We start from the raw sequence: 23,013 nt of genomic DNA, 5'->3' as shown, positions 1-23,013 counted from the left end.
CTACCACTGTTGAACTAAGCAGGGTGGACAGGGGCGAGTATCTCGATGTGCTCCTGGCAATGCTCCGGAATATCTTTCGTGCGGTCGTACACATAATTGCCTGGCTGGTAGAACGTATCGTCGAATTTTCTGAGTTGTTCGAGATTACGCTGGTATGCCTGACGCAATATGTTACAGACGGTTTCTAGTGATTGGTTTCCAATCATCGTGACAATCATGGCGTTGATCGCATCGTTCATGATAGTTTGCCGGGTTTCTTCCTCGTTATCCAGGGGGGCCATGCCAGCGACAATATGCGGTAGCCACTCCGTTGACATGATCTCCCAACCTGCCAGGTGCGCGACGGTCTCGCGTGGTCCCCACGTGCCTTCTTTGGGTACGATACCACGCCGTGCCGCATCAGTAGCGGTCTCTATGACTTGCTCGTAGGCATTTGCGAACTTTTGTAGAAGTTGCTCTTTTGACAGGATTTCCTCTGACATGTTTTCCTCCTTCTTTTAGAACAGATTGCCTGCCGCCAGTTGTGCGTGGATAGGGTGGGATGAGCGAGTTGGGCCAGTAGTTTATTACGGCGAGTAACACTTCTTTACTAAACCAAGTATACCTTCTTAACCGGATAGTGTCCGACCTCATTGGCCTGATTCTGGCGGCAATGGGTATTCTAGTTCAAAGAGCCTGGCTGGCTTCCAAATGGGGATGATTTTAGCATTTTCTATGCTTTTTTCGTCATACATATTGAGAGATCGTTAATGTATTAAGAACCACATGGAGACTAAGAGGATAAGTATGCATTCTTCAAACGATGATCTGGACATCTATGTCAAGGACGTGGCGTTGCTGCCTTTAACGCTTCGCAGGCTCCCACTTCAGAGCTTCAAGATAGTCATGAAACCTGGAGTGCAGACCATACGTGAGGCGATAGATCAGGCGAACTGGTCGACGATCTGGGTACAATTGACCGTGCTTGTGCTGACCGCAAGCGTGGTGGAATATCTCTTCTACCTGGTAAGCGCCCTTCTCCAGCACTTGAGCGTGTTTGAATCGTTCTGGTCTTTTCAAAAACAGACTTCGGTTGCCTTGAATGTGCTGATGATGCCCCTCTTCGCGCTTGTAAGCATCGTGGTGCTCCACTGGATGGCACGTCTGCTTAGGGGACAGGGGGCTTTCCTCGTGATGCTCTACACAAACCTGCTCTTTCAGGTGCCGCTTCTGCTTCTCACGATCATTATTAGCTCCATCCTATTAAAAGGAGAAACATGGCTCATTATTGCTCGTAATACGGTGTTGTTCGCCATTCAACTTTACATTGCCGTGCTCCAAGTCTTCACCTTACGTGCTGTGCATGGACTGAGCCCGAGGCGGGCTGTGACCGGTGTGCTCCTGCTGATAGTCCTCTTCCTCCCGCTGGCGCTCTTGTTCGGCGTTATCATTCTCTAGTGATTCGAGTCAAGGGCATTGGAAAGCGGGAAAGGAGGTGAAAAGTGTATTTACTCATGGGTTGTGCAATGAGATGGCACTAAAATAGTTTCAGGTGCCTGTACTTTGCAAGGGGGCTTATCTTCTAGGATGAGTAAAAACGGCGAAAAGAATGGTTTTGAGGGAAAAAACTCCTAGCAACTTGTGCAATGAAGGTTGCGTTATTTAGAGTAGAGTATGCAAGCTCATCCAATGACTTGCAGCGATTACTGTGACACCAAGATCGTTGCATGGAAATGCAAGAAAAGAGCGGATTATATGGAGATTCGATCCCCTTCACTACTATATCGTGCCAAACGCCCGGGCTTGTTGCTCAAATTGGGGGTGCTGGCGAGCCTTTTCCTCTTATTGACTGGATTCTTCGTCTTTTATTTTACTCAACCCTCTGTAACGCAAAAAAACTCATTGCAAACATTGGTACATGCGAGTATTTCTCCGGTTCCAGCGGTGCAACCTTTTTCGTCTGTGGCTTTCGCCACGGCGAGTCCTCTGCTGGCGGGTTCGGGACAGGTCGTCGAAATTCCTGATACGCATATCCCTCTGATTGCGCATGGGAACGAGAAACTGCGCGAAGTGGCTCTGACCTTTGATGATGGTCCCTTCCCCAACTTCACGGCGAAGGTGCTGGATGTCCTCGAAAAGTATCATATCAAAGCCACCTTCTTCAGTGTTGGACGCCAGGTCACAGCCTTTCCCGATCTCACCCTGCGCGCCTATAAAGCGGGTTATGAGATCGAGAATCATACCTGGAATCACCCCGTCCTGACTGGTTTGAGTATGGAGAGCCAGTACTGGCAGTTGCAGAATACCAATGACGCCATTCAACGGGTGACACATCAGCGCCCTTTTGTGATGCGTCCTCCCTATGGCGAATACAACCAGACCTCTATTCAGGTAGCTACCAGCCTGAAACTAGTTACCGTAACCTGGAATGTCGACTCGCTTGATTGGTCGCGACCGGGCGTGAAGACGATTCTGCATAATGTGCTCGACCATGTGCAGAATGGATCCATTATTCTTATGCATGATGGTGGTGGTGACCGTTCCCAAACGCTTGAGGCTCTACCGACAATTATTCAAACCCTCCGTGATCGCGGCTACCATTTTGTTACCATCGGCCAGATGCTCGCGCGCCTCCCACATGAGCAAAAAAAGAAGTAACACAACAGTGAAGAGGATATAGGGGCAGGATGGCTTCGCCATCCTGCCCCTATATCCTCTTCACTGTTGTGTTACTGTCAGGTGTAATCAGGCGTGTGAAGGAGGGTACATATATGTAAATGCTAATGTTTAAAAAGGGAGAGATGGAGATGCTGAACAGGCAGAGTCCGTTACGCTTTTCGCTCTGGGTAGATGGGCGAACGACGCGGGGGCAACCAGTGACGACGACAACCTATCGGGAGCTGATAGAAGAAATTACCCTGGCTGAGCACCTGGGTTTCGCTGGTGTGTGGGATACTGAACATCATGGCTTCGATGATGGCTACCTGCCCGCGCCCTTCACCTTCCTGGCATACCTCGCGGCCCGCGTGCAGAAGATGAGCCTGGGTACTAATATCGTGCTGTTACCTCTCTGGCCCATCCGCCTGCTAGCTGAGGAGGCGGCGGTGCTGGATGTCTTATCTGAGGGGCGTTTTACGTTGGGCCTCGGCCTGGGTTATGTTCAGCATGAGTTTGCGACCTTTGGCGTTGATCGGCGGAAGCGCCGCAACCGTATGGAAGATGGCGTGCATTACCTGCGAGCCGCCTTCAAAGGTGAACCAGTACTCGATGGTTATCAGGGTCAGCCACTACCAGTAACCCCACAACCGGCCCAGGGCGAGCATTTTCCTATATACATGGGAGGAGCATCTGAACCAGCCCTGGAACGCGTTGCACGCCTGGCAGATGGCTTCCTTGCCGCAGTCAACTATAATCCCCTTGACGAGTTGAAGAGCCAGTGTGAGCTATTGCAAAAGCACCTAGAGCAGCATGGTCGCGATATACACAATTTTCCTATCGTGGCCAGTATGCATATGTGGGTGAGCGATGATCCCGAGCGCGATTGGGAGACCCTGCTCGCGCCCGCTTTAGCCTATCAGGCGGATGTCTATGCCCGTTATGGCACCGATGCCGAGCAACCCCGTCCACCCGCTACAGACCCTAAGAAGTTGTCGCGCCAGGGCCTTCTGGTCGACACCCCTGAGAATGTAGTCAAACGCATTCGCGAGATGCAGACACATACGCCCCTCACCGAACTCTGCTTCTGGTCGCATCCGCCGGGGGTACCTCATGACGCGATCATGGCGCACCTGGAACGCGTGGCACAACGCGTCCTACCCGCCTTCAAGTCTGCCTGAGAAGGTGTGCCTCATTCACGCGAGAAGGCTTTCTAGACCAACCCTTACCAGCCTGGAAAGCCTTCTCGTGCAAACGGCGCACAAAGCGATTTATGCATACGATAGCATGACCCTATGCCATAACCACCCTCCAACCACGGCTAGCAGGCTGAGTAGCGCGCCGGTGAGCAGGGCATCGGTAGGGCCATAGAGTGCGGAGAGCCAGCCCATCAGCAGATAACCCAGCGGGAGGCTGCCATCGAATATGAGCACCTGTACGCTCATGACGCGGCCACGCAGGTGGTCCGGGACCACTGTTTGTAGGGTGGTGATGGCCTGGGCGGCAAATGTACTCTCCGCGAAGCCTACACTGGCGATAAGTGCTATGGACAGAGGATAGAGTCGTGAGAGCGCAAAAGCTAGCTCCAGGATCGCGAAGATCAGCGTGCCAAGTAGCATGCGGCGCATGGTTGGTTTCTGGTTGCTCCAGGCAAGCCAGAGCGTCGCGAGTAGCGCCCCAATGCTGGAGGCGGCGGAGAGAGTGCCAAAGCCCGTTGCCCCCATATGCAGAATATCTGTAGCGAAGAGAGGTAGCACAACGTTAAAGTTTGAGCCGAAGAGCAATACCAGTCCCACCACCAGGAGTAGCAGCAATACTACAGGCGTCTCCCTGATATAGGTGAAACCTTCGCGCAGGCTCTGCCACATTGACTGTCGCGCGCCTGCTTCAGCAACCTGGCGCGCCTGGGCGTACAGCTTATCGTTGTCGATGAATGCTAGACCTATAAGCACCGCGAGGAAGCTAAGGGCATTGATGAGAAAGAGCACGCCGACAGCGCTTCCAGCAAGAATAATCCCAGCTAACCCGGGACCCACGATGCGAGCCAGCGTGGAGAGAGATGAGTTTAAGGCCACAGCGTTGGGCAGGTCCTCGCGCCCAACCAACTCAACGGCAAAGGCGCTGCTGGCAGGCCTATACAGGCAGTTCATGCATCCCAACAGTAGCGCCAGTAGATACAGATGCCAGACCTGGATGACTCCGCTGATTGTGAGCACCCAGAGGAGCAGCGCCTGGAGCATGGCCACAGCCTGGGTCATAAAGAGAACGTGCCGCTTGGGCCAGCGATCGGCTACGAACCCACCAAAGAGCGAGAAGAGTAGGATAGGCACAGCCTGTAAGGCTCCCACCAGTCCAAGTTGCCAGGCGCTATGAGTAATCTCCAGTACCAGCCAGGCCAGGCCGATGGTCTGCATTGAGCTACCCAGCAGCGAGATCACCTGTCCCGACCAATACAGGCGATAATTGCGATGCCTCAGCGAGGCAAAGGCGCGCCACAAGCCCTTTGGTCCTGCCTCTACTGGCGGCACTGTATTTTCAGTCATCATTGGCCCTGTCTCCCTTATGTATGTTTCTATGGGTAAATAAAATGAGATGCTGAGTATACAGGGCGCAGAACCCAAAAACATCGGCCAAAAGCCCGTTGCCGCTGACTTGACAACTATGCTACAATTAAAATGAGAAAAAATATCTTTTGCTTGAGATGTTGCTTTTGCTTTTCCATTATTTGTGAAATAGGTAGTATAAAGGGGTGTGGTGGTGATTGGCTAGCCAATCACCACCACACCCCTTTATAGTGCCTGCTTAGAGGGCGATGGTGAATTGGCGAAGCTCATAGCCTTTGATCATAGCGTGCCAGCTGACATTGGGGGCATGCACAATGTGTAGGGTATCGAAGGAGAACAGGCGCTGGAGCAGTACATCTGTCTCCTGGATGGCGATATAGGAGCCGGGGCAGCGGTGTCCGCCATCGCCGAAGCTCATCATGGCGGGCGAGAGACGCTCTCCACGCAGCTCGCGTACAGGGCAGATCGCGAGGGGATGATCGCCGACCATGGCTTCATCGGTATTGGCGTTATAGATGTGCAGGTCGATCAGGGCGTCCTGAGGAATGGTATAGCTGGTGCCTTCATGTTCAAGAGTGATCTCGGCAGTGGCGCGGCGATAGAGATGGCCAACAACTGGCTCTACGCGTAGAATCTCCTCCAGAATGGCATGGCGCTCTTTTTCCGAGGCTTCCATATAACGCTGGCGCAGCGCGGGCTGCTCCAGAAGATGCCAGGTCGCGACCGAGATGAATTCGCGAGTGGTAGCCATACCAGCCGCGGCATAGGTGACGCATTCGGTCAGGATCTCAACCTGGCTATAGTTTTGTGCGACCAGGTGTGAGATGACATCTTCCTGCGCCTTGCGTTTGCGTGCTTTAATGGCTGGTTGAACATCCAGGTAGTAGAAGGCCGCCATGCGCGTCTGGTTGCGCAAGAAGCTCAGTAGGACACGTGGTGTCCAGTTAAAGGTGAGCGGTTCGCTGCCAAAGAAAGCCTCCAGGCGTTTAGCCATCCCTGGCAGGCGACTATTGGTCAGGCCAACCACCTCAGCTGCCACGCGGACCGCCAGCTTCATGCTGAGCTGGCTGAGGTCCGCGCTCCGCTTCTGTTGTAGCTCGGCAATGATCTCGTCTACCAGCTTCTCCATGACCTGGTAATACTTATCGCTGACGACCTTAGGCGCGAAGAAGCGCGCTGTCTGCCTGCGCTGCTGATGGTGTGCCTGCCCCTCCAGATAGAGAATAGGCGTATTCGTCATATTGGGGATGCGTGTAATCAGCTCAGCATTGAAGCCTGCCTGGCGTGTATCACCGCTGCGCAGAATAGAACGCATACCCTCGAAATTACGAATATGCCATGTGCCCTCGGCATCGCGCTCTATAGCGGGTGCCCCATAGTCAGGCTCTTTGGCGGTCTTCTGCTGGTTCAGCAAATGATGCGGAAATGGACATACTGCTGTCGTGTCAGTATTTTGTGGTGCCTGCATCTCTGTGCCTATCTCCTTCTCTTCTTTCCTTCTATACATGTGAAAAAAACTACCTTGTCTCAGCCATATTTATGATATACTGTGAATCATAATATATACGATAACTCATAAAGCGGTAAAAGGTCAAGGAAATGAGAGAAGCGTCATTCTTCACGCCTGCGGCGCTCAGGTGTAAGGAGTGTGCATGACTACCCAGGATAGGCGTGTGAAGCGCACGCAACAATTATTAGTGAAGGCTCTGATCGCGCTAACGTTGGAGCGCGAATACGATAAAATTACTATTCGCGACATTACCGAACGCGCGGAGGTTGGTTACGCGACTTTCTTTCGCCATTATCCAGATAAAGACGCGCTCTTGCGTGATGTGCTGGATGCCGTGCTAAACGAATTGATGACCAGGCTTCCCGATCTCTCCGCGCACAGCGATGCCGCTATTGTGGGCACACTTCTCTTTCATTATGTGGAGGAGCACGAGGAGGTTATACGCGTGCTTTTACGCCAGAGTTCTTCCTCTCTAGTGCAAGAGGCGATTGCGCAGAGCGTGCAGAATATATTGCGGCAGAGAACGGCTCGTCCCGAAAGCCCCGTTCCTCTTGAAATTGCTGCCTACCATATCGTCACCTCGTCCATTTCTCTGATTCAATGGTGGCTTCAGCAGGGTCGTCCCTACTCTCCCGAACGCATGGGCATTATCTACCGCGAGCTTATCATCCAGCCAACCAGCAATGTCGCCTTCGCTTTAGACAATATAGAGGGATAAAAAATGTGGTACAACCGTTGGTTGTACCACATTTTTTATCCCTCTATATTGTCTAAGCTTTGCGCTTGAACTGGCGATAGCGCTCGATGAGGCGGTTGGTTGAGCTGTCGTGCTTGAGTTCAGGCTCTTTCTCCGCTTCAAGTTCGGGAATGATACGCTTGGCCAGGACCTTGCCCAGCTCGACGCCCCACTGGTCGAAGGAGTCGATGTTCCAGACTGTGCCCTGGACGAAGACCTTGTGCTCGTAGAGGGCGATAATCTTGCCCAGCGCCTCGGGGGTCAGGTGCTCCAGGAACAGCGTGTTCGATGGGCGGTTGCCCTCACAGACGCGGTGAGGCGTCTGGTAGTCGGGGCTGCCCTCGGCCTTGAGCTCTTCGGCGGTCTTGCCAAAGGCCAGAGCCTCGGCCTGCGCGATCATATTGGCGATCAGCAGGTCGTGGTGTGGTGGCAGTGGGTTGAGCGTCTGGTAGAAGCCGAGGAAGTCGCAGGGAATGAGCTTTGTCCCCTGGTGGATGAGCTGGTAGAAGGCATGCTGCCCGTTCGTACCCGGCTGACCCCAGATGATGGGACCCGTCTGGTAGTTTACTGGCTGACCCTCCTGGGTGACATGCTTGCCATTGCTCTCCATATCGAGCTGCTGTAGATATGCGCTCAACTTCTCCAGGTACTGGTCGTAGGGGAGGACCGCGACGGTCTGCGCGCCAAAGAAATTGTTGTACCAGATACCGATCAGGCCCAGCAGGGCTGGCAAGTTCTTCTCAAAGGGCGCGGTACGGAAGTGCTCGTCCATCTCGTGGAAGCCCGCGAGCATCTTACGGAAGTTCTCGGGTCCGATGGCGATCATGAGCGAGAGACCAATGGCTGAGTCATAGGAGTAGCGACCGCCGACCCAGTCCCAGAAGCCAAACATATTCGCCGTATCGATACCGAACTTCTTGACCTCCTCAGCATTGGTGGAGACGGCCACAAAGTGCTTGGCGACGGCGGCATCGTCCTTGAGAGTGCGCAGAGCCCAATCGCGAGCGGTGCGCGCATTGGTCATGGTCTCAATGGTCGTGAAGGTCTTTGAGGAGACGATGAAGAGCGTCTCCTCGGGATTGAGGGCCCGGGTAGCCTCGGCGAAGTGTGTACCATCGACATTAGAGACGAAGCGCACGGTCAGGTCGCGGTCGCTGTAGTGGCGCAGGGCCTGGTAGGCCATATCGGGACCGAGGTCCGAGCCGCCGATACCGATGTTGACGATATTGCGGATGCGCTTGCCCGTGTAGCCCTTCCATTCGCCGCTACGGACCTTGTTGGAGAAATCGGTCATCTTATCGAGGACTTCGTGGACCTCAGGGATCACGTTATGACCATCCACGTTAATGACCTGGTCTTTGGGGGCGCGCAGAGCCACGTGCAGCACGGCGCGCTGCTCGGTGACATTGATTTTCTCGCCGCTGAACATCGCGTTGATGCGCTCGCGCAGGCCAACCTCGTCCGCCAGTTTCAGCAAGAGGTCCAGCGTCTCCGATGTGATGCGGTTCTTTGAGTAATCGAGGTAAATGCCAGCAGCCTCGGTGCTCAAGCGCTCGCCGCGCTTAGGATCTTCGGCAAAGAGGTTGCGTAGATGTACATCTTTAATCTTCTGGTAGTGCTCCTCAAGCGCCTTCCAGCTTGAAAGCTGGGTGAGGGGCGTACGGCTTGTACCAGTAGTAGCCATGTTTTTAAAATCTCCTCCAGATCGCTTTGTGTGCTCAGTAGAGCAGCACGTATAGTACATGCTTATTATTGCACATTCTTAGTATACAGGTTGCTGCCCGACGAATTGGCGTATCCCTTCATATAGATGATTCGTTCTACTTTGCGTGACGTCTCGCGCCAGCGGCTCTATTCTTGAACTTATCAAGGAATAAAACGTATTCATTTTAAATCATTGTTCTCTGTCTCACTTTCTAAGGAGCATGACATGAGGGTACGGCATCTGTTCTGGCCCCTGGCACTGTTGGCTGGGGGAGTCATGGTGGTGCGGGGGCGGGCCACATATAAGGGGTGGTGGGAGAAGGAGCGCGCGCGTCTATTGACAGAGAGCCATGTAGTGCAGACGAAACTGGGTTCCATTGAATACCAGCACTTTGGCAAGGGCAATGTCGTACTCATCGCGCATGGTACGCCTGGCGGGTATGACCAGGCCCTGGCTTGCGCACGCGTCATGGCGAACATGGACCATGACTCCAATGCAAACTATACATATATCGCGCCCTCCAGGCCCGGCTATTTGCGCACCCCTATCGAGAGTGGACGCACGCCGGAGGAGCAGGCTGATCTCTTCGCCGCACTTCTCGATGAACTGGGTGAGGAGAAGGCTGCCATTATTGGCATCTCTGGCGGTGGGCCCAGCGCCATCCAGTTTGCCTTGCGCCATCCTCAGCGTTGCCAGGGCCTGATTATGTTGAGTGGGGTCGCGCAACACTATGATGAAGACGAGTTAAAGCAAGAGATGAGTCCCTTTGGGCGCTGGTATCGCGGCCTGTATGAGCGCCTGGTCATCTATGATCCCATGTACTATAGTTTGCTCAGATTGCTGCGCCTCATCCCCAATGGGGGCACACTGCGCCATCTGCTAAGCTCCTGCCTCTTCTTTGATATTCGTGCAATTGGATACACTAATGATATGCGGCAATTCGCGCGTATCACCACCTATCCTCTCGCCGAGATCCAGGCGCCAACCCTGGTCGTCCATGGTACAAGCGACGACGAGGTACCCTTTGAGCATGCACACGCGGTCGCAAGCCAGGTTCCCGGCGCACGTCTGCTTGCTTTACCGGGTGGCAAGCACCTGGCCTTCTACACACGTGCGCGCCAGGTCATGCCCAGAATTCAGGACTTTCTGAAAGATGCCAGCGTGATGCGAGGCTCTGCCAGCGTATAACTAAAAATAAGAGATGCGGTATGAGAGTCTCGGCTCTCATACCGCATCTCTTATTTTTAGTTATGCCTCAGTTTTTTGCGCCTGGTCAGACTGGAAAGAGAAATGGTTTGGATTGGGAGGTAAATGACCATGACGCGCTGGCTCTATTTGCTCTTACTGGCGGTTCCCGCTGTCTTTATCGCCGAGACGCAGCATGCCTCGGCTTTGCTGCTCTTTATATTGGCTGCGCTGGGACTGGTCCCGCTGGCTGGCTTGATTGGCCTGGCCACGGAGGTCCTGGCTGAACGCCTGGGGCATGGCATTGGTGGCCTGCTCAACGCGACCTTTGGCAATGCCGCAGAGATCATTATTGGCCTGGCGGCGTTGAGGGCTGGTTTGCCTGAGGTCGTGCGCGCCTCGTTGGCTGGTTCCATTATTGGTAACGCCCTGCTCGTGTTGGGGACCGCTATGCTCTTGGGAGGATGGCGCTATCGCCGCCAACTCTTTAGTGCGCGTGTGGCGGGCGAATACGCCTCGATGCTGGCCCTGGCCGTGATCGGCATGGGCATTCCCTCCCTACTAGCTACAGTTGGCGAGAGCACTCAACCTGGAAGTGCGGTTGTGCGCGGCAGCCAGCTACATCTCTTGAGCATCGGGGTCGCGCTTGTCCTGCTGGTGTGTTATGTGGCCTATATCGCCTACTCCGTCTTTGGCGTGCGTGCCATGCGCGAAGAGCCCGTCGCGGGAACAGAGACCGCTAAAGGGAAGGCCGGGATGGCTGTAGCGGCGCATGAACTGGCCTATGCCCAGGTGCCTATCGGCAAGGATGATCTAGTGGTACCACAAAGGACGCAGGGGCGTGGCTTCTTCGGCAGTATAAATACTCTCTGGTATCACTCGCTCTGGCTGCCCCTGCTGGTACTGGCGGGCGTGACGGCTGTGACGGCCTTTGTAAGCGAGATCCTGGTTGGCACCATTGAGCCACTGACGCACCAGGTGGGGTTGAACCCTTTCTTCGTCGGCCTGATCATTATCCCTATCGTAGGCAATGCCGCTGAGCACTTCTCCGCCATCACCTCTGCTATGCACGATCATATGGAGATCTCCCTGGCGATTACGGCTGGCTCCTCGATCCAGATCGCGCTGCTGGCGGCTCCCATCCTGGTTCTCGCGGGTACGCTGATGGGGTCGCCTCTCGATCTGAACTTTTCCATGCTGGAAGTCTCGCTCTTTGCCCTTGTGGCCTTCCTCTACGCCCTGATCAGCCTCGATGGCGAATCCACCTGGCTTGAGGGCCTGCTCCTCTGTGCCTTCTACCTCATCCTCGCCGTCGGCACCTTCTTCACTCCCAGCTAATAGATGCCGAAGTTACTTTGCCAGCGGAATCATTAACAGGCGCCTATGGGACCTGGGGCCGCGCTGCTGAATACCCTAGAGGAGATTGAGCCTGGTGGCCTGGGCGAGGGCCTGGGTGCGGCTGCCCACACCTAGCTTGCCGTAGATGTTGCGGGTATGGACTTTGACGGTGCCTACCGAGAGTACCAGGCGGCGGGCAATCTCGTTGTTGGAAAAGCCCTCGGCAATCAAGCCCAGGACCTCTACTTCACGCCCGCTCAGCGGTTCGAGGAGCGCCTGTTTGACGGTCTCGCGGGGGGCATCATCTTCTTCGCCCAGGATCGACTGGATCATCGTTTCCAGGCCGTGGCTACGACCGCGTTCACAGGCGGCTCGATACGCCTCCTCGCCCAGTCGTTGTTTCAGGTTGACACGCAGGCGTTTGAGTAGAGGCCAGCGATGGAGCCAGCCATTCGCCCAGGCGGGCTGATGAAAAGCCAGGCCCAGCAGTTCAACCGCTTTTTCTGGCATGCCCTCATTAGCGAGCGCGACGGCTTCGAGCGCCAGGCAGATGGTTGCGGGACCGGGATCGTCATGGCGCCCCCAGAATAAAGAGGCATAGCGTTGCCTGGCGGATGCATATTGGCCCCGCTCGCAGTCCACTATCGTTTGCCCCCAGCATATATCCAGATCGCCGTGACTGTTGAAGAATAGCTCCTGCGATGTCGTCTGACTTGCAGGAACTAGCACCGAGGTTTCTGTATATGTTTCATTCATTACACAGTACAGAAAGGCCAGGATGTCCGCTGCCGAGATTGAACCATCCTGGCTGTTGGTTTTCTCGGCCAGGTCACGCATATCCTCTGCGAGAGTTAAGGCTTCCTCCAGGTCGCCCTTCAAGAGGCTTGTCAGGGCTAGCTTGAACATCGCTTGCAGGATGCCTTTGACGCTGCCGATCTCACGCATCAACGCAAGAGCCTCACGCGCATAATGCTCATAGGCGATGTAATCTAGTTTTGCAAGCGCGACCTCGGTCAGGTTGAGGGAAATCCAGGCTATGCCATTGGAATCCCCGATCTCGCGCCTCAGCTTGAGGCTTTGCTTGAGGAGTTCCTGGCTCGAAATTTGCTCTTTATTAAAGATCTCTAGCGTATTACATGCTAACCAGGCCAGTGCCTCTGCCCGGTAAAAAGTATCGCCAAGTGCCTCAAATACAGTGGCAGATTCCCGAAAGAGCGCCACAGCTCTGGGATAGGCATAGTTTTCTTCATTCTCTACTTCATAAACGATATGAATACCTGAGACCAGTAAGCAGAAGCCAATTTCCGCCTGGTCCTGTCGCGCACGTGCCGTTGCCAGGCAGTTGTCGATCTGGGCGCGTAAACCTTCATCTATGCGCAGGTGACTCAGCAAGATCAGGCGTGCCAGTCGCGCCTGGATGCGGTAGCGCATGGCTAGCTGCTCTTGAGAGGGGGAGGATGGGAACTGCTCGACTGCTGTCCGTAGCAGTGCCATAATTTCGTGATATCGCCCGCGCATATCGGCGAACAAATGAAGGCTTTCGACGGCTCGGGAAAGGGTCACAAACTGCCTCTGCTGTATGGCCAGATGCCAGGCGTGACGCATATTCTCAAAGTCTGCTGCGATGGTGTCTAGCGCGGCGATTTGCTGTTGGGCTTTAATGTCGCGCTCAAGCCTGTGAAGTTGTCCGAGATAATAATCGATGTGCGCTTGCTGTATAGCCTCTGTCTGGCCTGCGGCCTCCAGTTGTTCCGCGCCGTACTGTCGCAGCAATTCATGGATATTATAGCGTCCCGCTGCATTCAAACGAATCATCGATTGATCAATCAGACCGGCCAGCGTATCGAGGGAGGCTCCGGCCACAATCTGTGCTGCCTCGCGTGTGAAGCCGCCGCGAAAGATGGATATCCTCTGGAAGACATCACGCTCGTGTTCCGTCATGAGTTGCCAGGAATGATCAAAGACAATGCGGATACTCCTGTGTCGCTCCGGCAGATTGCGCGAACGGGTCGCGAGCAAATTTAGGTTGTGTTGGATTTCCTGGGCGATATCGGCAGGTTGGAGCGTCTTCAGCCAACCGGCCGCTAGCTCGATAGCCAGCGGCATCCCTTCGACGAGGCGGCAGATGTCCACCACGCTCTTGCGGTCTTCAGCCAGGTCGAAGTCACCGCGTATGCGCCGCGCCCGGTCTAGAAACAACTGTATCGCGCTATACTCCCTAAGCGGCTCGCCCTCTGCTTGCCCGGGATAGGTCAGGCCTCCAATCTGTCGGACCCATTCTTCCTGCAAGTTAAGTGTCTCGCGAGAGGTAACGAGAATTTGCAGGTTGGTCGTGGCTGCCAGGATGTCGGAAATGAGGTCCACGCCGTCCAGGAGCCGCTCAACATCATCCAGCACCAGGAGGAGACGCTGCGCCTGCTTCTCGCGCAAATAGGCAAAAAACTGTTCGCGCGGGCTGCGCTGGTCCTGCTGAAAACGAAACGGCATAGCTTCGGCGATAGCCGTGAGCAGTTCATCGGCCTGGTTCAGTGCAGCGAGCGGCACAAAATAGACGCCATCGGAGAACAAAGCGCGTTTATGGGCGGCAACTTCCATTGCCAGGCGCGTCTTACCGATTCCACCCGGGCCAACGAGTGTCAATAAACGGCAGGATGGATTGTCCAACAGCGCGCTAATCTCGGCGATTTCCTGCTCGCGTCCGAGAAAAAGGGTGGGGGGAATTGCGAACGTGTACATGCTTGTTCTCCTGGTCTGGTCACAGATTGTCTTCCCCCTATTCTACTCTGCTTTCTTACTAAGCTCAAGCGATAAAACTTGACAGGAGAGGCTTCTTTTCCCTATACTAATTGATAGGGAACCGGTTCCACATCTGAAGATGAAGGGAAAGTATGGCAACGATTCGGGATATCGCGAAGGAGACTGGCCTGGGAGTCGGAACCATCTCGCGCGTTTTGAACAATACAGGATATGTAAGTCAGGAGACGCGTGATAAAGTCTTGGACGCGATTAAGAAGCTGCAATACGCTCCGAATGGGGTGGCGCGTGCCTTAGCCAAAAAGCGTACCATGATCATTGGTGTCGTCGTGCATGACCTGACAAACCCGTTTGTGCCTGGTATCGCGAGTGGTATCTCAGATGAAGCGCGCCGGCAGGGGTATACCATGATGTTGTTGGATACCCTGTGGCAGATGGAGCATGAACTCAACACGGTTGAGATGCTGCGCCAGCAACTGGTTGATGGCGTGATCCTGCTCTCTCCAGCGAATGCCAATGTATTGAAGCGTAAACTCTCTGAGGTGGGTCTGCCCCTGGTAGTGATTGACCATGGCGAGGCAATAGGTACTTCTGACATCACAGTCGATCACTATGGGGGAGCGATGGAGGCGCTGCAATGGGCCTTTGAGTGTGGGCATAGGCGTATTGGCTTTTTGGCGGGACCACCAGGGCTACGCTTCTCAGATTTACGTTTGCGCGCCTATCTGGATGCGATGAACTGGCAGCATATCGAGATTGATACCATTGATAGGCATCCACAATTGCCGATTGCCCAGGCCGACTTCCGCTTTGATAAGGGTATTAGTGCAACTGAAGCGCTCCTACAGCGCCATCCCGAGTTAACCTGCATCTTCGCGGCGAATGACCTCTCGGCTTTAGGTGCTTTGCACTACCTGGCCGAGCACAAAATCGCTGTCCCGGAGGAGGTCGCGGTTATCGGCTTTGATGATATTCCCACAGCCTCGCTCGTTCATCCACCTCTCACCACGATTCATCAGCCTATCTATGAGATGGGTTCTGCCAGTGCCCGCCTCCTGCTCGAACGCATTCAGGGAGTGAAGCCGCTTGAGCAGCCAGAACCACAGATCTTTGAACTGACACTTATAAAACGCAAATCCTGTTAATAACGAAAGGTTGTGACATGACACAGAGCGTTGTACCGGCAAGGGTGCGGGTCCCAAATTTTGTTGGACAGGGCAAGATTGATTTCATCGAAAAAGGTGTGCCGACACCAGGGGAGGGAGAGCTCCTGATTCAGGTTAAGGCCAATGCTATCTGCGGTACGGACCGTGAGCAGTTTTACGCCGGGTCCACTGTGACGCCAGGTCATGAAGCAAGCGGTGTTGTCATCGCGGCGGGACCAGGCACGCATACTCCTCTTGGGACCCCAGGCGTTATTTTCCTGATGGATTACTGTGGCTCCTGCCGCTCCTGCCACAAGAGCTTTACTAACCAGTGTTTAAATAAACGCGGCGATATGGGTTTTAACAGAGATGGCGGCTACGGCTCCTATGAACTTATTCATGAAAACATCTTCTTCCCCATAGACCCTGACCTTTCCTTTGCCGATGCTACCTTACTACTCGACATCATGGGGACCGGTGGTCATGCCATTAAGCGTGCGCGACTTGTCCATCCTGATATAGAGTCGTTAGTGGTCACCGGCGCTGGTCCTATCGGCCTGGCGGTGCTGACGATGGCGAAAGTCTTGCTGGGAGAGGATTTCCCCGTCTTGATCTCGGACGTGAGCGAATATCGCCTGGCCCTGGCGGAGCAGTTAGGTGGGAAGCCGATTCAGCTTAAAGAGACAACGCTTGCGGAAGGGGTCCGCAAGCATGGTATCTTAAGCGTTGACCTGGCCGTCGATAGCAGCGGCAAACAGGCTGCGCGCCAGGATGCCCTGGGAGTATTGGCACAGCGAGGTGTCCTGGTCTGTGTCGGTCATGGTGAGGACCTGCAACTTCATGTCTCCTCCGATCTTATTGCCACCGAGCGAGCTGTCATGGGTAGCGAATATTTTGCCTACCAGGAGCTTACGCACAACCTTGTGTTACTCCAGCAACATCGCTCCTACCTACGCCAGATTATTACGCATACCTTTCCTGTCAGCGAGATTCAGCAGGCCTTTGAACTCTTCTTTAGTGGGAAAACCGGAAAGGTTGTTATCGCGCAATGAGCAGAGAGAAACGGATAAAAGTCGCCCTGGCAGGCGCGGGTTCCTGGGGACTTCAACATGCGCGTGTCTTCTCCGAGAGGTCCGATGTCGATTTCTGCGCCATCTTTGGACGCTCCGAGGAGAAAACCCGTGCCCGCGCCGAAGCCTATGGCGTGCGTGCCTATAATGACCTGGATAAGTTGCTGGAGCAAGAGCAGCCTGACCTGGTAAGCGTCTGCCTCCCCAATCAGGAGCATTTCGCCACGACCCTGCGCATCATCCAGGCTGGCTTTCCACTGCTAGTAGAAAAACCGCTCGTCTTCGACCTGGGCGAAGCGGACATCTTGCTGAACGAAGCCGCTAAACACTCGCTCTTCTTCGCGATCAACTTTAACCATCGCTATGCACGCCCGGTGCAGATGGCTTACCAGGCCATTGCTGATGGGCGCCTGGGCGATATTTCATTCGCTACCTGGCGCTTTGGGGGCGAGGGACGCAGCGATCATCCACATGCCAACCTTATAGAGACCCAGTGCCACGGTTTTGACATGCTGGAATTTCTGTGTGGCCCGATAGCCTCGGTAGCGGCCCAGATGACCGACAAAACGGGTAGTGGGTATCGCACGCTTGTGCTGGCTCTGCGCTTCGCCAGTGGCGCCGTCGGCAGCCTCGTAGGATCATATGACACATCGTATGCCTATCCCGGCACGCACTTCGTCGAAGTTAATGGCGACAAAGGGCGTATCTTGATCGAGGATACAGTGCGCCGCTATACCTTCCAGGCCGCTGGTAACGAGACAGGGGAAATCTGGCAGGCGGGCTATTTTAACGATAGGGACCGCGAGTTTCACCGTACCTTCGACAAACATCTGGATGCCGTGCTGCAAGCCTTTAAACAGGGCCAGAGACCCCCTGTCCCGGCCGAAGTAGGCCGCCGCGCATTGGAACTGGCCCATGCGGCCATTCGCTCCTTCGAAACCGGCCAGCGCGTCTCAACTGCATAACCTTTTTGTGCTCTTTTCCCTCGGAAAACGCTCTCTCCGTTACCAGATGCACACGGGCCGCACGTCCGTTTAGGTCGGACGTGTTGCTTCGCCCAACCTCTTCACGATGTTGGGGTCACGGTGGTCGAAGAAGCTGCTGGTTTTGGTGTCCAGCGTCCTCATCGCCGCCATATCTTCCGGGCTCAGATCGAAATCGAAGATGGTGAAGTTTTCCACGATTCGTTCCTTACGGACTGATTTGGGAATTACCACGACCCCTCTTTGGGTCAGCCAGCGCAGAATGACTTGCGCCACGGTTTTCTGATACTTGCCTGCGATGGAACGCAGCAACTCGTTCTCGAAAATGTTGTGTTTGCCTTCGGCAAACGGTCCCCAGGATTCTATCTGAACATGGTTTTCCTGCAAGAAGGTCTGGGTTTCGATTTGCTGATTGAACGGATGGGTTTCAACCTGATTGACGGCAGGAACGACGTGGTGATGTACCATCAGGTCCATCAACCGGTCGGGTAAGAAGTTGCTGACCCCGATGGCGCGTATCCGGCCTTCCTGGTACAACTTCTCCATCGCGCGCCACGCGCCATACACATCCCCAAAGGGCTGGTGAATCAGGTAGAGATCCAGATACTCCAGTTGTAACCGCTGCAACGATCGCTCGAATGCTGGCCTGGTGCGTTCGTCCCCGGCATCCTGAATCCAGAGCTTGGTGGTGACGAACAGCTCTTCCCTTGGCACACCGCTCCGCTTGATGGCTTTGCCGACGGCCTCTTCATTGCCATAGGATGCCGCCGTATCAATCAGGCGATAGCCGGTGCGGATGGCGTCGTAAACGCTGCGTTCGCATTCTTCGGCGTCCTGCATCTGGAAGACGCCAAACCCCAAGAGGGGCATCTTTACCCCGTTATTGAGGGTGACTGATGGAATAGCTGACATTGGTAGTTCTCCTTTTTGCTTCTCCTCAAAGCTCCTGGCTGGTGGGCCGGAACAAGATTTCATTGATGTCCACGTCGTCGGGTTGGCTCATGGCAAAGGCGACGGCCCGCGCAAAGGAGTCAGCCGGAATGGCCATTTCTTCATAGAGTTTCTGAACGTTTTCAGCAATATCCGGCTCAGTGATGCTGTTGGGCAGTTCCGTGGTCACCGCGCCCGGCGAGATCACCGTCGTGCGGATGTGATAGGGTTTGACTTCCTGGCGCAGCCCTTCAGAGATCACCAGCACGGCTGTCTTGGTTGCCGCATAGACCGCGCTTCCAGGACGAACCTTATGACCAGCCACCGAGGAGACATTGATAATGTGGCCAGCTTTTTGCTGTTTCATATACGGCAGCGCTGCCGCAATGCCGTAGAGCACCCCCTTGATGTTCACGTCGATGGTTCGGTTCCAGTCGTCGACCTTGAGGCGCTCAAGGGGCGAATGTGGCATGAGTCCGGCGTTGTTGATCATGACATCAACGCGCCCATACGTCTGTACGGCTGCATCGACCAGGCGTTTCATCTGATCGGCGTCGGTGACATCGGTCTGGAGGGCTAGTGCCTTGCCCCCATCACCGTTCAGTTCGTTGGCCAGTGCCTGGATGCGCTCGGTGCGCCGCGCTCCCAGCACGACGGTAGCACCCCCGGCGGAGAGATGCCGGGCCGTCGCCTCGCCCAGGCCACTGCTCGCGCCAGTGATAACAACGACTTTTCCGATGATATTCTGGTTCTCGTTCATCATTTTCCTTCTCATCTGTTTCTCATGACCACTCGGTGGCCTTTAGTAGCGGTCTCCCAGGACCGTGATAGTGGACATGGCGTGGTCAATCTTCCGCAGATCGCCTTCGGTAAGCTCGACCTGGACCGCGCCGATGTTCTCTGGAGCACCTGGATGGGTGAAAATGGCTGTCAAGAACAGCCTTAAACGTATCGCTCTTGTCCATTCCCCCTGGCTCCTTGCACCGTGATCTGCGAGGCAGCACTCTCGATTTCACCGAGATCGTCGGACGTCAGTTCGATGGCAACGGCTGCAAGGTTCTCCTCCAGGCGAGAGAGCTTCGTGGTCCCTGGGATCGGCACGATCCACGGTTTCTGAGCCAGCAGCCAGGCCAGCGCGATCTGAGCAGGCGTTACCTGCTTCTGCGCCGCGATTCTGACTAGCAGATCGACCAGGGCCTGATTCGCTTTCATGGCTTGTGGGGTAAAGCGCGGGAAAATAGACCGAATGTCGGACCTCTCGAACGTCCTGGCAGGATCAATGGTTGCAGTGAGGAAGCCCTGCCCGAGTGGACTCCAGGGAACGAAGCCGATGCCAAGTTCTTCGCATGTTGGCAGTACCTCCGCTTCCGAGTCGCGCGCCCACAAGGAGTATTCGTTTTGGACAGCCGTAACTGACTGGACCGCGTGCGCTCGACGAATCGTCTGGGCTCCTGCCTCGGAAAGGCCGAAGTGCTTCACCTTCCCTGCCTCGATCAGTTCCTTCACCGTTGCGGCGACATCTTCAATGGGCACCTCTGGATCAACTCGATGCTGATAGAGCAGATCGATGGTCTCGACCCGGAGCCGCTTGAGTGACCCCTCGACACTCTGCTTGATCTGTTCTGGCTTACTTGAAAGGCCCAACTGTTCTCCGTTGGGACCAAAATGAAAGCCAAATTTCGTGGCGATCACTACCTGCTCATGAATGGGGGCAAGCGCTTCGCCCACGAGTTCTTCGTTTGTGAAGGGTCCATAGACCTGGGCCGTGTCGAAAAAGGTCATGCCTCGGTCCACGGCGGCCCGCATGAGAGCAATCATCTCCTGCCTGTCTCTGGGGGGACCATAGTTGATACTCATGCCCATACAACCGAGCCCGAGAGCCGAAACCTCCAGAGCACTGTTCCCAAGTGTGCGCTTCTGCATTCTTTTCCCTTTCATCTGGTTGTTGTCTTTTCTCATTGCTTCTGTCCACGTCTTCTGAACCCTTTACCCGGCGTGGTAGTGTTCGTCGCTGACCTTCTCCATCCAATCGGTGGTCTTTCCATCAAGCCGTTCGGCAATGGCGATATGGATCATAGCCGTGGTTAGTGCGGCACCGTGCCAATGTTTTTCACCTGGCTCAAACCAGATCACGTCCCCTGGGCGAATCTCCTGGATCGGCTCCCCCCAGCGTTGGACCCGACCGAGGCCAGCCGTAACGATCAGCGTCTGGCCGAGCGGATGACTGTGCCAAGCAGTCCGAGCGCCAGGCTCGAACGTGACACAGGCACCACCCACACGGGCTGGAGCGGGCGCCTCAAACGGGGAATCGATGCGGACCGTGCCAGTAAAATAGTCGGCTGGTCCTTTGCCAGAAGGGTGTGAGCCATTTCGTTTGATATCCATTGTTTCATTCCTCCACCATGCCTGCATATGCATACGGAGCGAGGCATGTTCGTTGTCCGGAAATAGTATAGACCCCCGGAAAGACAGGGTAATAGAAGAATCGTCGCAAATGATTGGCGAATTCTGCGCATCCTCTGCCCTCAACGTGGCCCGTGAGCAGAGGGGCCAATGAAGGCAATCATACCCGGGCTTTCCTGTGAGAGCCGCTCTCTCTCCTTGCCAGCTTATTGCTCGCCAAAAACGCGTTTGGCTACGGCAATGGCAGACATGGCCTTCGGCCAACCAGCATAGAACGCCAGATGGGTGATTACCTCTTTGAGTTCCGTCTCCGTCAGGCCATTGTCTTTTGCTCTCATGAGATGGCCAGAGAGTTGTTCGGTGTTTCCGCCTGCAATCAAAGCGGCAACCGTAATCAAGCTCCGTTCGCGTTTCGAGAGCTCCGTTCGCTCCCAGACGTCGCCAAAAAGCACGTCATCCGTGAGCGAAACCATTTTCGGCAAAAAGTTGCCAATGAGCTTCTGGACAGGCGTTTGTTCTTGAGATTCAGACATCTTTTTTCTCCTCATTCATTCATGCTGGTCCTACCTTCGCGGGACCATGACCTTCATGGCCGTGTGCTGATCCATGGCTGCGTTGTCCGAGGGAACGCCATGAGAGACCGTACACCATGCAGGTTCGCCACCTGCTCTGTTCTTGAACAAAAGTCCAGCATACCTGCAAAAGCAGAGCGCCATGTGCTCTGTCTGGGAATAGTATAGACGCACCAAAGCCCTGGGTGATAGAATGATTGTCGCAAATGATTGTCTGATTCTGCAAATCTTGCGGATGTGAGAGCGCGCAACAAGAGAAGAGGTCCCGATGAATACTATGATCCACAAGCCTGTAGAGCGCGAAGCCCAACGAATCCAGGCCAATCACGAGGAGCTGCTTGAGCGCGTTTCGCGGGTCATCCGCGAAGATGGGGCAATCCAGCCATTCTCAGGGCTGCATCTGGCCCGTGCCTCCAAGCCTTCGGGCCGTTGCATGGGGTTTCCACGCCATCCGTGTGCGTGATTGCTCAGGGTAGCAAAGAGGTTCTGCTCGGCGAGACCCGCTATCGCTATGATCCCTGGCATTACCTGCTGACCACCATCGCACTTCCCAGTATCAGCCAGGTTCTGGAAGCCTCAAAAGCCCAGCCCTACCTGAGCTTGCGCCTGGAACTCCCTCCTACCGTTGTGAGTTCGGTTCTGCTGGAGGCGAGGTATACCTCTTCGAGAAAGCAGGCGGATGCGAGAGCCATTGATGTCAGTTTGTTGGATGGAAATGTGTTGGACGCTGCCGTGCGGCTCGTCCGACTCCTGGATGCCCCTGCCGAAGCACCGGTCTTGCTGCCGTTGATTACACGGGAAATCGTCTATCGCCTTCTCATGGGTGAGCAGGGTGGTCGGCTCCGCCACCTGACGATGATGGGAGGATACACCTCCGACATTGCGAGAGCAGTCGCACGTATTCGCCAGGACTTCGACCAGCCACTGCACATCGAGGACCTCGCGCGGGAACTGGGGATGAGCGTCTCAGGGTTGCACCACCACTTTAAAGCCGTGACCGCAATGAGTCCCTTGCAATTCCAGAAACGGTTACGGCTCCAGGAAGCTCGTCGCCTGATGCTGGGCGAAGACCTCGATGCTCAACGAGCGGCCTATCGTGTCGGCTACCAGGACGCCTCCCACTTCAATCGCGAGTACAGAAGCCTCTTTGGAGTTTCTCCCATGCGCGACGTGCAACGGCTGCGAGGAGAAACGCTTGCTTTCTCTAGACAATGAGAGGCGGGCACGGTCGATACAGAGCATGATTTCCTTCGCGCAACGACCGCTCCCCCTGTTGTACTGACAGTGTTGGCCTGGTTCTCTTCATGATGTCCCCTTACAGAGCATAGAATACGCGCTTTTAGCGAGCATCATCGGAGAACAGACCAGTTGAGTGGTCCGTTGACAAAGCAAAAAGAGATGGCCGGTATACGGGTTTGCACGTATACAGACCATCCCTCAAGCGGAGGAGGAAGAGATCCATCGACATCATTGGCGATTTAAAC

20 protein-coding genes and 1 pseudogene are annotated in these 23,013 nt (G+C 54.9%); 10 read left to right on the top strand and 11 right to left on the bottom strand.

Going from position 1 to position 23,013, the window contains the following annotated elements:
* Window positions 1-14: 14 nt before the first annotated feature.
* Window positions 15-482 carry a ClbS/DfsB family four-helix bundle protein gene (locus tag JMJ04_RS26980; protein WP_201373514.1) on the bottom strand — a complete coding sequence of 156 codons (468 nt, stop codon included), beginning with the start codon at window positions 480-482 and terminating at the stop codon, window positions 15-17.
* A 304-nt stretch (window positions 483-786) separates the two neighbouring features.
* Here JMJ04_RS26980 and JMJ04_RS26975 point away from each other — a divergent pair, with 304 nt between their 5' ends.
* The 3 genes from JMJ04_RS26975 to JMJ04_RS26965 all read left to right on the top strand — a co-directional run bounded on the left by JMJ04_RS26975 (window position 787) and on the right by JMJ04_RS26965 (window position 3,815).
* A complete protein-coding gene (locus JMJ04_RS26975; protein WP_201373513.1) occupies window positions 787-1,437 on the top strand; it encodes a YIP1 family protein in 651 nt (216 codons plus the stop codon).
* Between the two features lie 297 nt (window positions 1,438-1,734).
* Window positions 1,735-2,637 carry a polysaccharide deacetylase family protein gene (locus JMJ04_RS26970; protein WP_201373512.1) on the top strand — a complete coding sequence of 301 codons (903 nt, stop codon included), beginning with the start codon at window positions 1,735-1,737 and terminating at the stop codon, window positions 2,635-2,637.
* 149 nt (window positions 2,638-2,786) lie between these two features.
* Complete coding sequence (locus JMJ04_RS26965; RefSeq protein ID WP_201373511.1) at window positions 2,787-3,815, top strand: LLM class flavin-dependent oxidoreductase; 1,029 nt, start codon at window positions 2,787-2,789, stop codon at window positions 3,813-3,815.
* A gap of 90 nt (window positions 3,816-3,905) precedes the next feature.
* Here the strand turns inward: JMJ04_RS26965 and JMJ04_RS26960 are convergent, their stop codons facing one another.
* Both JMJ04_RS26960 and JMJ04_RS26955 read right to left on the bottom strand, forming a co-directional pair.
* Entirely contained in the window at window positions 3,906-5,180 is a 1,275-nt protein-coding gene (locus JMJ04_RS26960; RefSeq protein WP_236038422.1) for an MFS transporter, read from the bottom strand.
* 256 nt (window positions 5,181-5,436) lie between these two features.
* On the bottom strand, window positions 5,437-6,666 hold the full coding sequence (locus JMJ04_RS26955; protein WP_201373510.1) for a cytochrome P450: 1,230 nt from the start codon (window positions 6,664-6,666) through the stop codon (window positions 5,437-5,439).
* A gap of 184 nt (window positions 6,667-6,850) precedes the next feature.
* Between JMJ04_RS26955 and JMJ04_RS26950 the strand changes: the two genes are divergently transcribed.
* The gene (locus JMJ04_RS26950; protein WP_201373509.1) at window positions 6,851-7,426 is read left to right on the top strand and encodes a TetR/AcrR family transcriptional regulator; all 576 of its coding nucleotides are present in this window, start codon (window positions 6,851-6,853) and stop codon (window positions 7,424-7,426) included.
* 52 nt (window positions 7,427-7,478) lie between these two features.
* Here JMJ04_RS26950 and pgi read toward each other — a convergent pair whose 3' ends face one another.
* Window positions 7,479-9,128, bottom strand: coding sequence for a glucose-6-phosphate isomerase (pgi, locus tag JMJ04_RS26945; protein WP_201373508.1), 1,650 nt, complete (start codon window positions 9,126-9,128; stop codon window positions 7,479-7,481).
* Window positions 9,129-9,374: 246 nt separating this feature from the next.
* On the opposite strand from pgi, the gene JMJ04_RS26940 reads away from it, so the two are divergent.
* Window positions 9,375-10,337: an alpha/beta fold hydrolase gene (locus JMJ04_RS26940; RefSeq protein WP_201373507.1), complete on the top strand. Its 963-nt coding sequence runs from the start codon at window positions 9,375-9,377 to the stop codon at window positions 10,335-10,337.
* 129 nt (window positions 10,338-10,466) lie between these two features.
* Window positions 10,467-11,672 carry a calcium/proton exchanger gene (gene cax, locus JMJ04_RS26935; RefSeq protein WP_201373506.1) on the top strand — a complete coding sequence of 402 codons (1,206 nt, stop codon included), beginning with the start codon at window positions 10,467-10,469 and terminating at the stop codon, window positions 11,670-11,672.
* Between the two features lie 75 nt (window positions 11,673-11,747).
* Here the strand turns inward: cax and JMJ04_RS48430 are convergent, their stop codons facing one another.
* Window positions 11,748-14,408, bottom strand: a complete 2,661-nt coding sequence (locus JMJ04_RS48430; protein WP_201373505.1) for a LuxR C-terminal-related transcriptional regulator — start codon at window positions 14,406-14,408, stop codon at window positions 11,748-11,750.
* A gap of 152 nt (window positions 14,409-14,560) precedes the next feature.
* Here JMJ04_RS48430 and JMJ04_RS26925 point away from each other — a divergent pair, with 152 nt between their 5' ends.
* The 3 genes from JMJ04_RS26925 to JMJ04_RS26915 are packed head-to-tail and all read left to right on the top strand — an operon-like array spanning window position 14,561 to window position 17,606.
* Window positions 14,561-15,571 (top strand): LacI family DNA-binding transcriptional regulator, encoded by a 1,011-nt coding sequence (locus tag JMJ04_RS26925; protein WP_201373504.1) that lies wholly within the window; start codon window positions 14,561-14,563, stop codon window positions 15,569-15,571.
* 17 nt (window positions 15,572-15,588) lie between these two features.
* The gene (locus JMJ04_RS26920) at window positions 15,589-16,623 is read left to right on the top strand and encodes an alcohol dehydrogenase catalytic domain-containing protein (RefSeq protein ID WP_201373503.1); all 1,035 of its coding nucleotides are present in this window, start codon (window positions 15,589-15,591) and stop codon (window positions 16,621-16,623) included.
* Window positions 16,620-17,606 carry a Gfo/Idh/MocA family protein gene (locus tag JMJ04_RS26915; protein ID WP_201373502.1) on the top strand — a complete coding sequence of 329 codons (987 nt, stop codon included), beginning with the start codon at window positions 16,620-16,622 and terminating at the stop codon, window positions 17,604-17,606. Before JMJ04_RS26920 ends, JMJ04_RS26915 begins: the two co-directional genes overlap by 4 nt.
* A 69-nt stretch (window positions 17,607-17,675) precedes the next feature.
* Here the strand turns inward: JMJ04_RS26915 and JMJ04_RS26910 are convergent, their stop codons facing one another.
* From JMJ04_RS26910 to JMJ04_RS26890, 6 genes are all read right to left on the bottom strand, one after another.
* Window positions 17,676-18,536, bottom strand: coding sequence for an aldo/keto reductase (locus JMJ04_RS26910; RefSeq protein ID WP_201373501.1), 861 nt, complete (start codon window positions 18,534-18,536; stop codon window positions 17,676-17,678).
* Window positions 18,537-18,561: 25 nt separating this feature from the next.
* A complete protein-coding gene (locus JMJ04_RS26905) occupies window positions 18,562-19,317 on the bottom strand; it encodes an SDR family oxidoreductase (RefSeq protein ID WP_236038421.1) in 756 nt (251 codons plus the stop codon).
* Between the two features lie 39 nt (window positions 19,318-19,356).
* Window positions 19,357-19,488: a hypothetical protein gene (locus JMJ04_RS48130; RefSeq protein WP_268887376.1), complete on the bottom strand. Its 132-nt coding sequence runs from the start codon at window positions 19,486-19,488 to the stop codon at window positions 19,357-19,359.
* An 8-nt stretch (window positions 19,489-19,496) separates the two neighbouring features.
* A complete protein-coding gene (locus tag JMJ04_RS26900) occupies window positions 19,497-20,477 on the bottom strand; it encodes an aldo/keto reductase (protein WP_201373500.1) in 981 nt (326 codons plus the stop codon).
* 63 nt (window positions 20,478-20,540) lie between these two features.
* The gene (locus JMJ04_RS26895; protein ID WP_201373499.1) at window positions 20,541-20,939 is read right to left on the bottom strand and encodes a (R)-mandelonitrile lyase; all 399 of its coding nucleotides are present in this window, start codon (window positions 20,937-20,939) and stop codon (window positions 20,541-20,543) included.
* A 224-nt stretch (window positions 20,940-21,163) separates the two neighbouring features.
* The gene (locus JMJ04_RS26890; RefSeq protein ID WP_201373498.1) at window positions 21,164-21,490 is read right to left on the bottom strand and encodes a carboxymuconolactone decarboxylase family protein; all 327 of its coding nucleotides are present in this window, start codon (window positions 21,488-21,490) and stop codon (window positions 21,164-21,166) included.
* Between the two features lie 307 nt (window positions 21,491-21,797).
* On the opposite strand from JMJ04_RS26890, the pseudogene JMJ04_RS26885 reads away from it, so the two are divergent.
* Window positions 21,798-22,744 (top strand): annotated as a pseudogene (locus JMJ04_RS26885) (AraC family transcriptional regulator).
* Window positions 22,745-23,013 lie beyond the last annotated feature (269 nt).

The sequence above is a fragment of the Ktedonobacter robiniae genome, assembly GCF_016587375.1.
GTDB lineage: Bacteria > Chloroflexota > Ktedonobacteria > Ktedonobacterales > Ktedonobacteraceae > Ktedonobacter > Ktedonobacter robiniae.
This window is presented reverse-complemented; position numbering and strand designations above follow the sequence as displayed.

Excerpts from the sequence above, each read along its gene's own strand:
- JMJ04_RS26980 (WP_201373514.1), bottom strand. The coding sequence starts at position 482 with ATGTCAGAGGAAATCCTGTCAAAAGAGCAACTTCTACAAAAGTTCGCA.
- JMJ04_RS26975 (WP_201373513.1), top strand. The coding sequence starts at position 787 with ATGCATTCTTCAAACGATGATCTGGACATCTATGTCAAGGACGTGGCG.
- JMJ04_RS26970 (WP_201373512.1), top strand. The coding sequence starts at position 1,735 with ATGGAGATTCGATCCCCTTCACTACTATATCGTGCCAAACGCCCGGGC.
- JMJ04_RS26965 (WP_201373511.1), top strand. The coding sequence starts at position 2,787 with ATGCTGAACAGGCAGAGTCCGTTACGCTTTTCGCTCTGGGTAGATGGG.
- JMJ04_RS26960 (WP_236038422.1), bottom strand. The coding sequence starts at position 5,180 with ATGATGACTGAAAATACAGTGCCGCCAGTAGAGGCAGGACCAAAGGGC.
- JMJ04_RS26955 (WP_201373510.1), bottom strand. The coding sequence starts at position 6,666 with ATGCAGGCACCACAAAATACTGACACGACAGCAGTATGTCCATTTCCG.
- JMJ04_RS26950 (WP_201373509.1), top strand. The coding sequence starts at position 6,851 with ATGACTACCCAGGATAGGCGTGTGAAGCGCACGCAACAATTATTAGTG.
- pgi (WP_201373508.1), bottom strand. The coding sequence starts at position 9,128 with ATGGCTACTACTGGTACAAGCCGTACGCCCCTCACCCAGCTTTCAAGC.
- JMJ04_RS26940 (WP_201373507.1), top strand. The coding sequence starts at position 9,375 with ATGAGGGTACGGCATCTGTTCTGGCCCCTGGCACTGTTGGCTGGGGGA.
- cax (WP_201373506.1), top strand. The coding sequence starts at position 10,467 with ATGACGCGCTGGCTCTATTTGCTCTTACTGGCGGTTCCCGCTGTCTTT.
- JMJ04_RS48430 (WP_201373505.1), bottom strand. The coding sequence starts at position 14,408 with ATGTACACGTTCGCAATTCCCCCCACCCTTTTTCTCGGACGCGAGCAG.
- JMJ04_RS26925 (WP_201373504.1), top strand. The coding sequence starts at position 14,561 with ATGGCAACGATTCGGGATATCGCGAAGGAGACTGGCCTGGGAGTCGGA.
- JMJ04_RS26920 (WP_201373503.1), top strand. The coding sequence starts at position 15,589 with ATGACACAGAGCGTTGTACCGGCAAGGGTGCGGGTCCCAAATTTTGTT.
- JMJ04_RS26915 (WP_201373502.1), top strand. The coding sequence starts at position 16,620 with ATGAGCAGAGAGAAACGGATAAAAGTCGCCCTGGCAGGCGCGGGTTCC.
- JMJ04_RS26910 (WP_201373501.1), bottom strand. The coding sequence starts at position 18,536 with ATGTCAGCTATTCCATCAGTCACCCTCAATAACGGGGTAAAGATGCCC.
- JMJ04_RS26905 (WP_236038421.1), bottom strand. The coding sequence starts at position 19,317 with ATGATGAACGAGAACCAGAATATCATCGGAAAAGTCGTTGTTATCACT.
- JMJ04_RS26900 (WP_201373500.1), bottom strand. The coding sequence starts at position 20,477 with ATGCAGAAGCGCACACTTGGGAACAGTGCTCTGGAGGTTTCGGCTCTC.
- JMJ04_RS26895 (WP_201373499.1), bottom strand. The coding sequence starts at position 20,939 with ATGGATATCAAACGAAATGGCTCACACCCTTCTGGCAAAGGACCAGCC.
- JMJ04_RS26890 (WP_201373498.1), bottom strand. The coding sequence starts at position 21,490 with ATGTCTGAATCTCAAGAACAAACGCCTGTCCAGAAGCTCATTGGCAAC.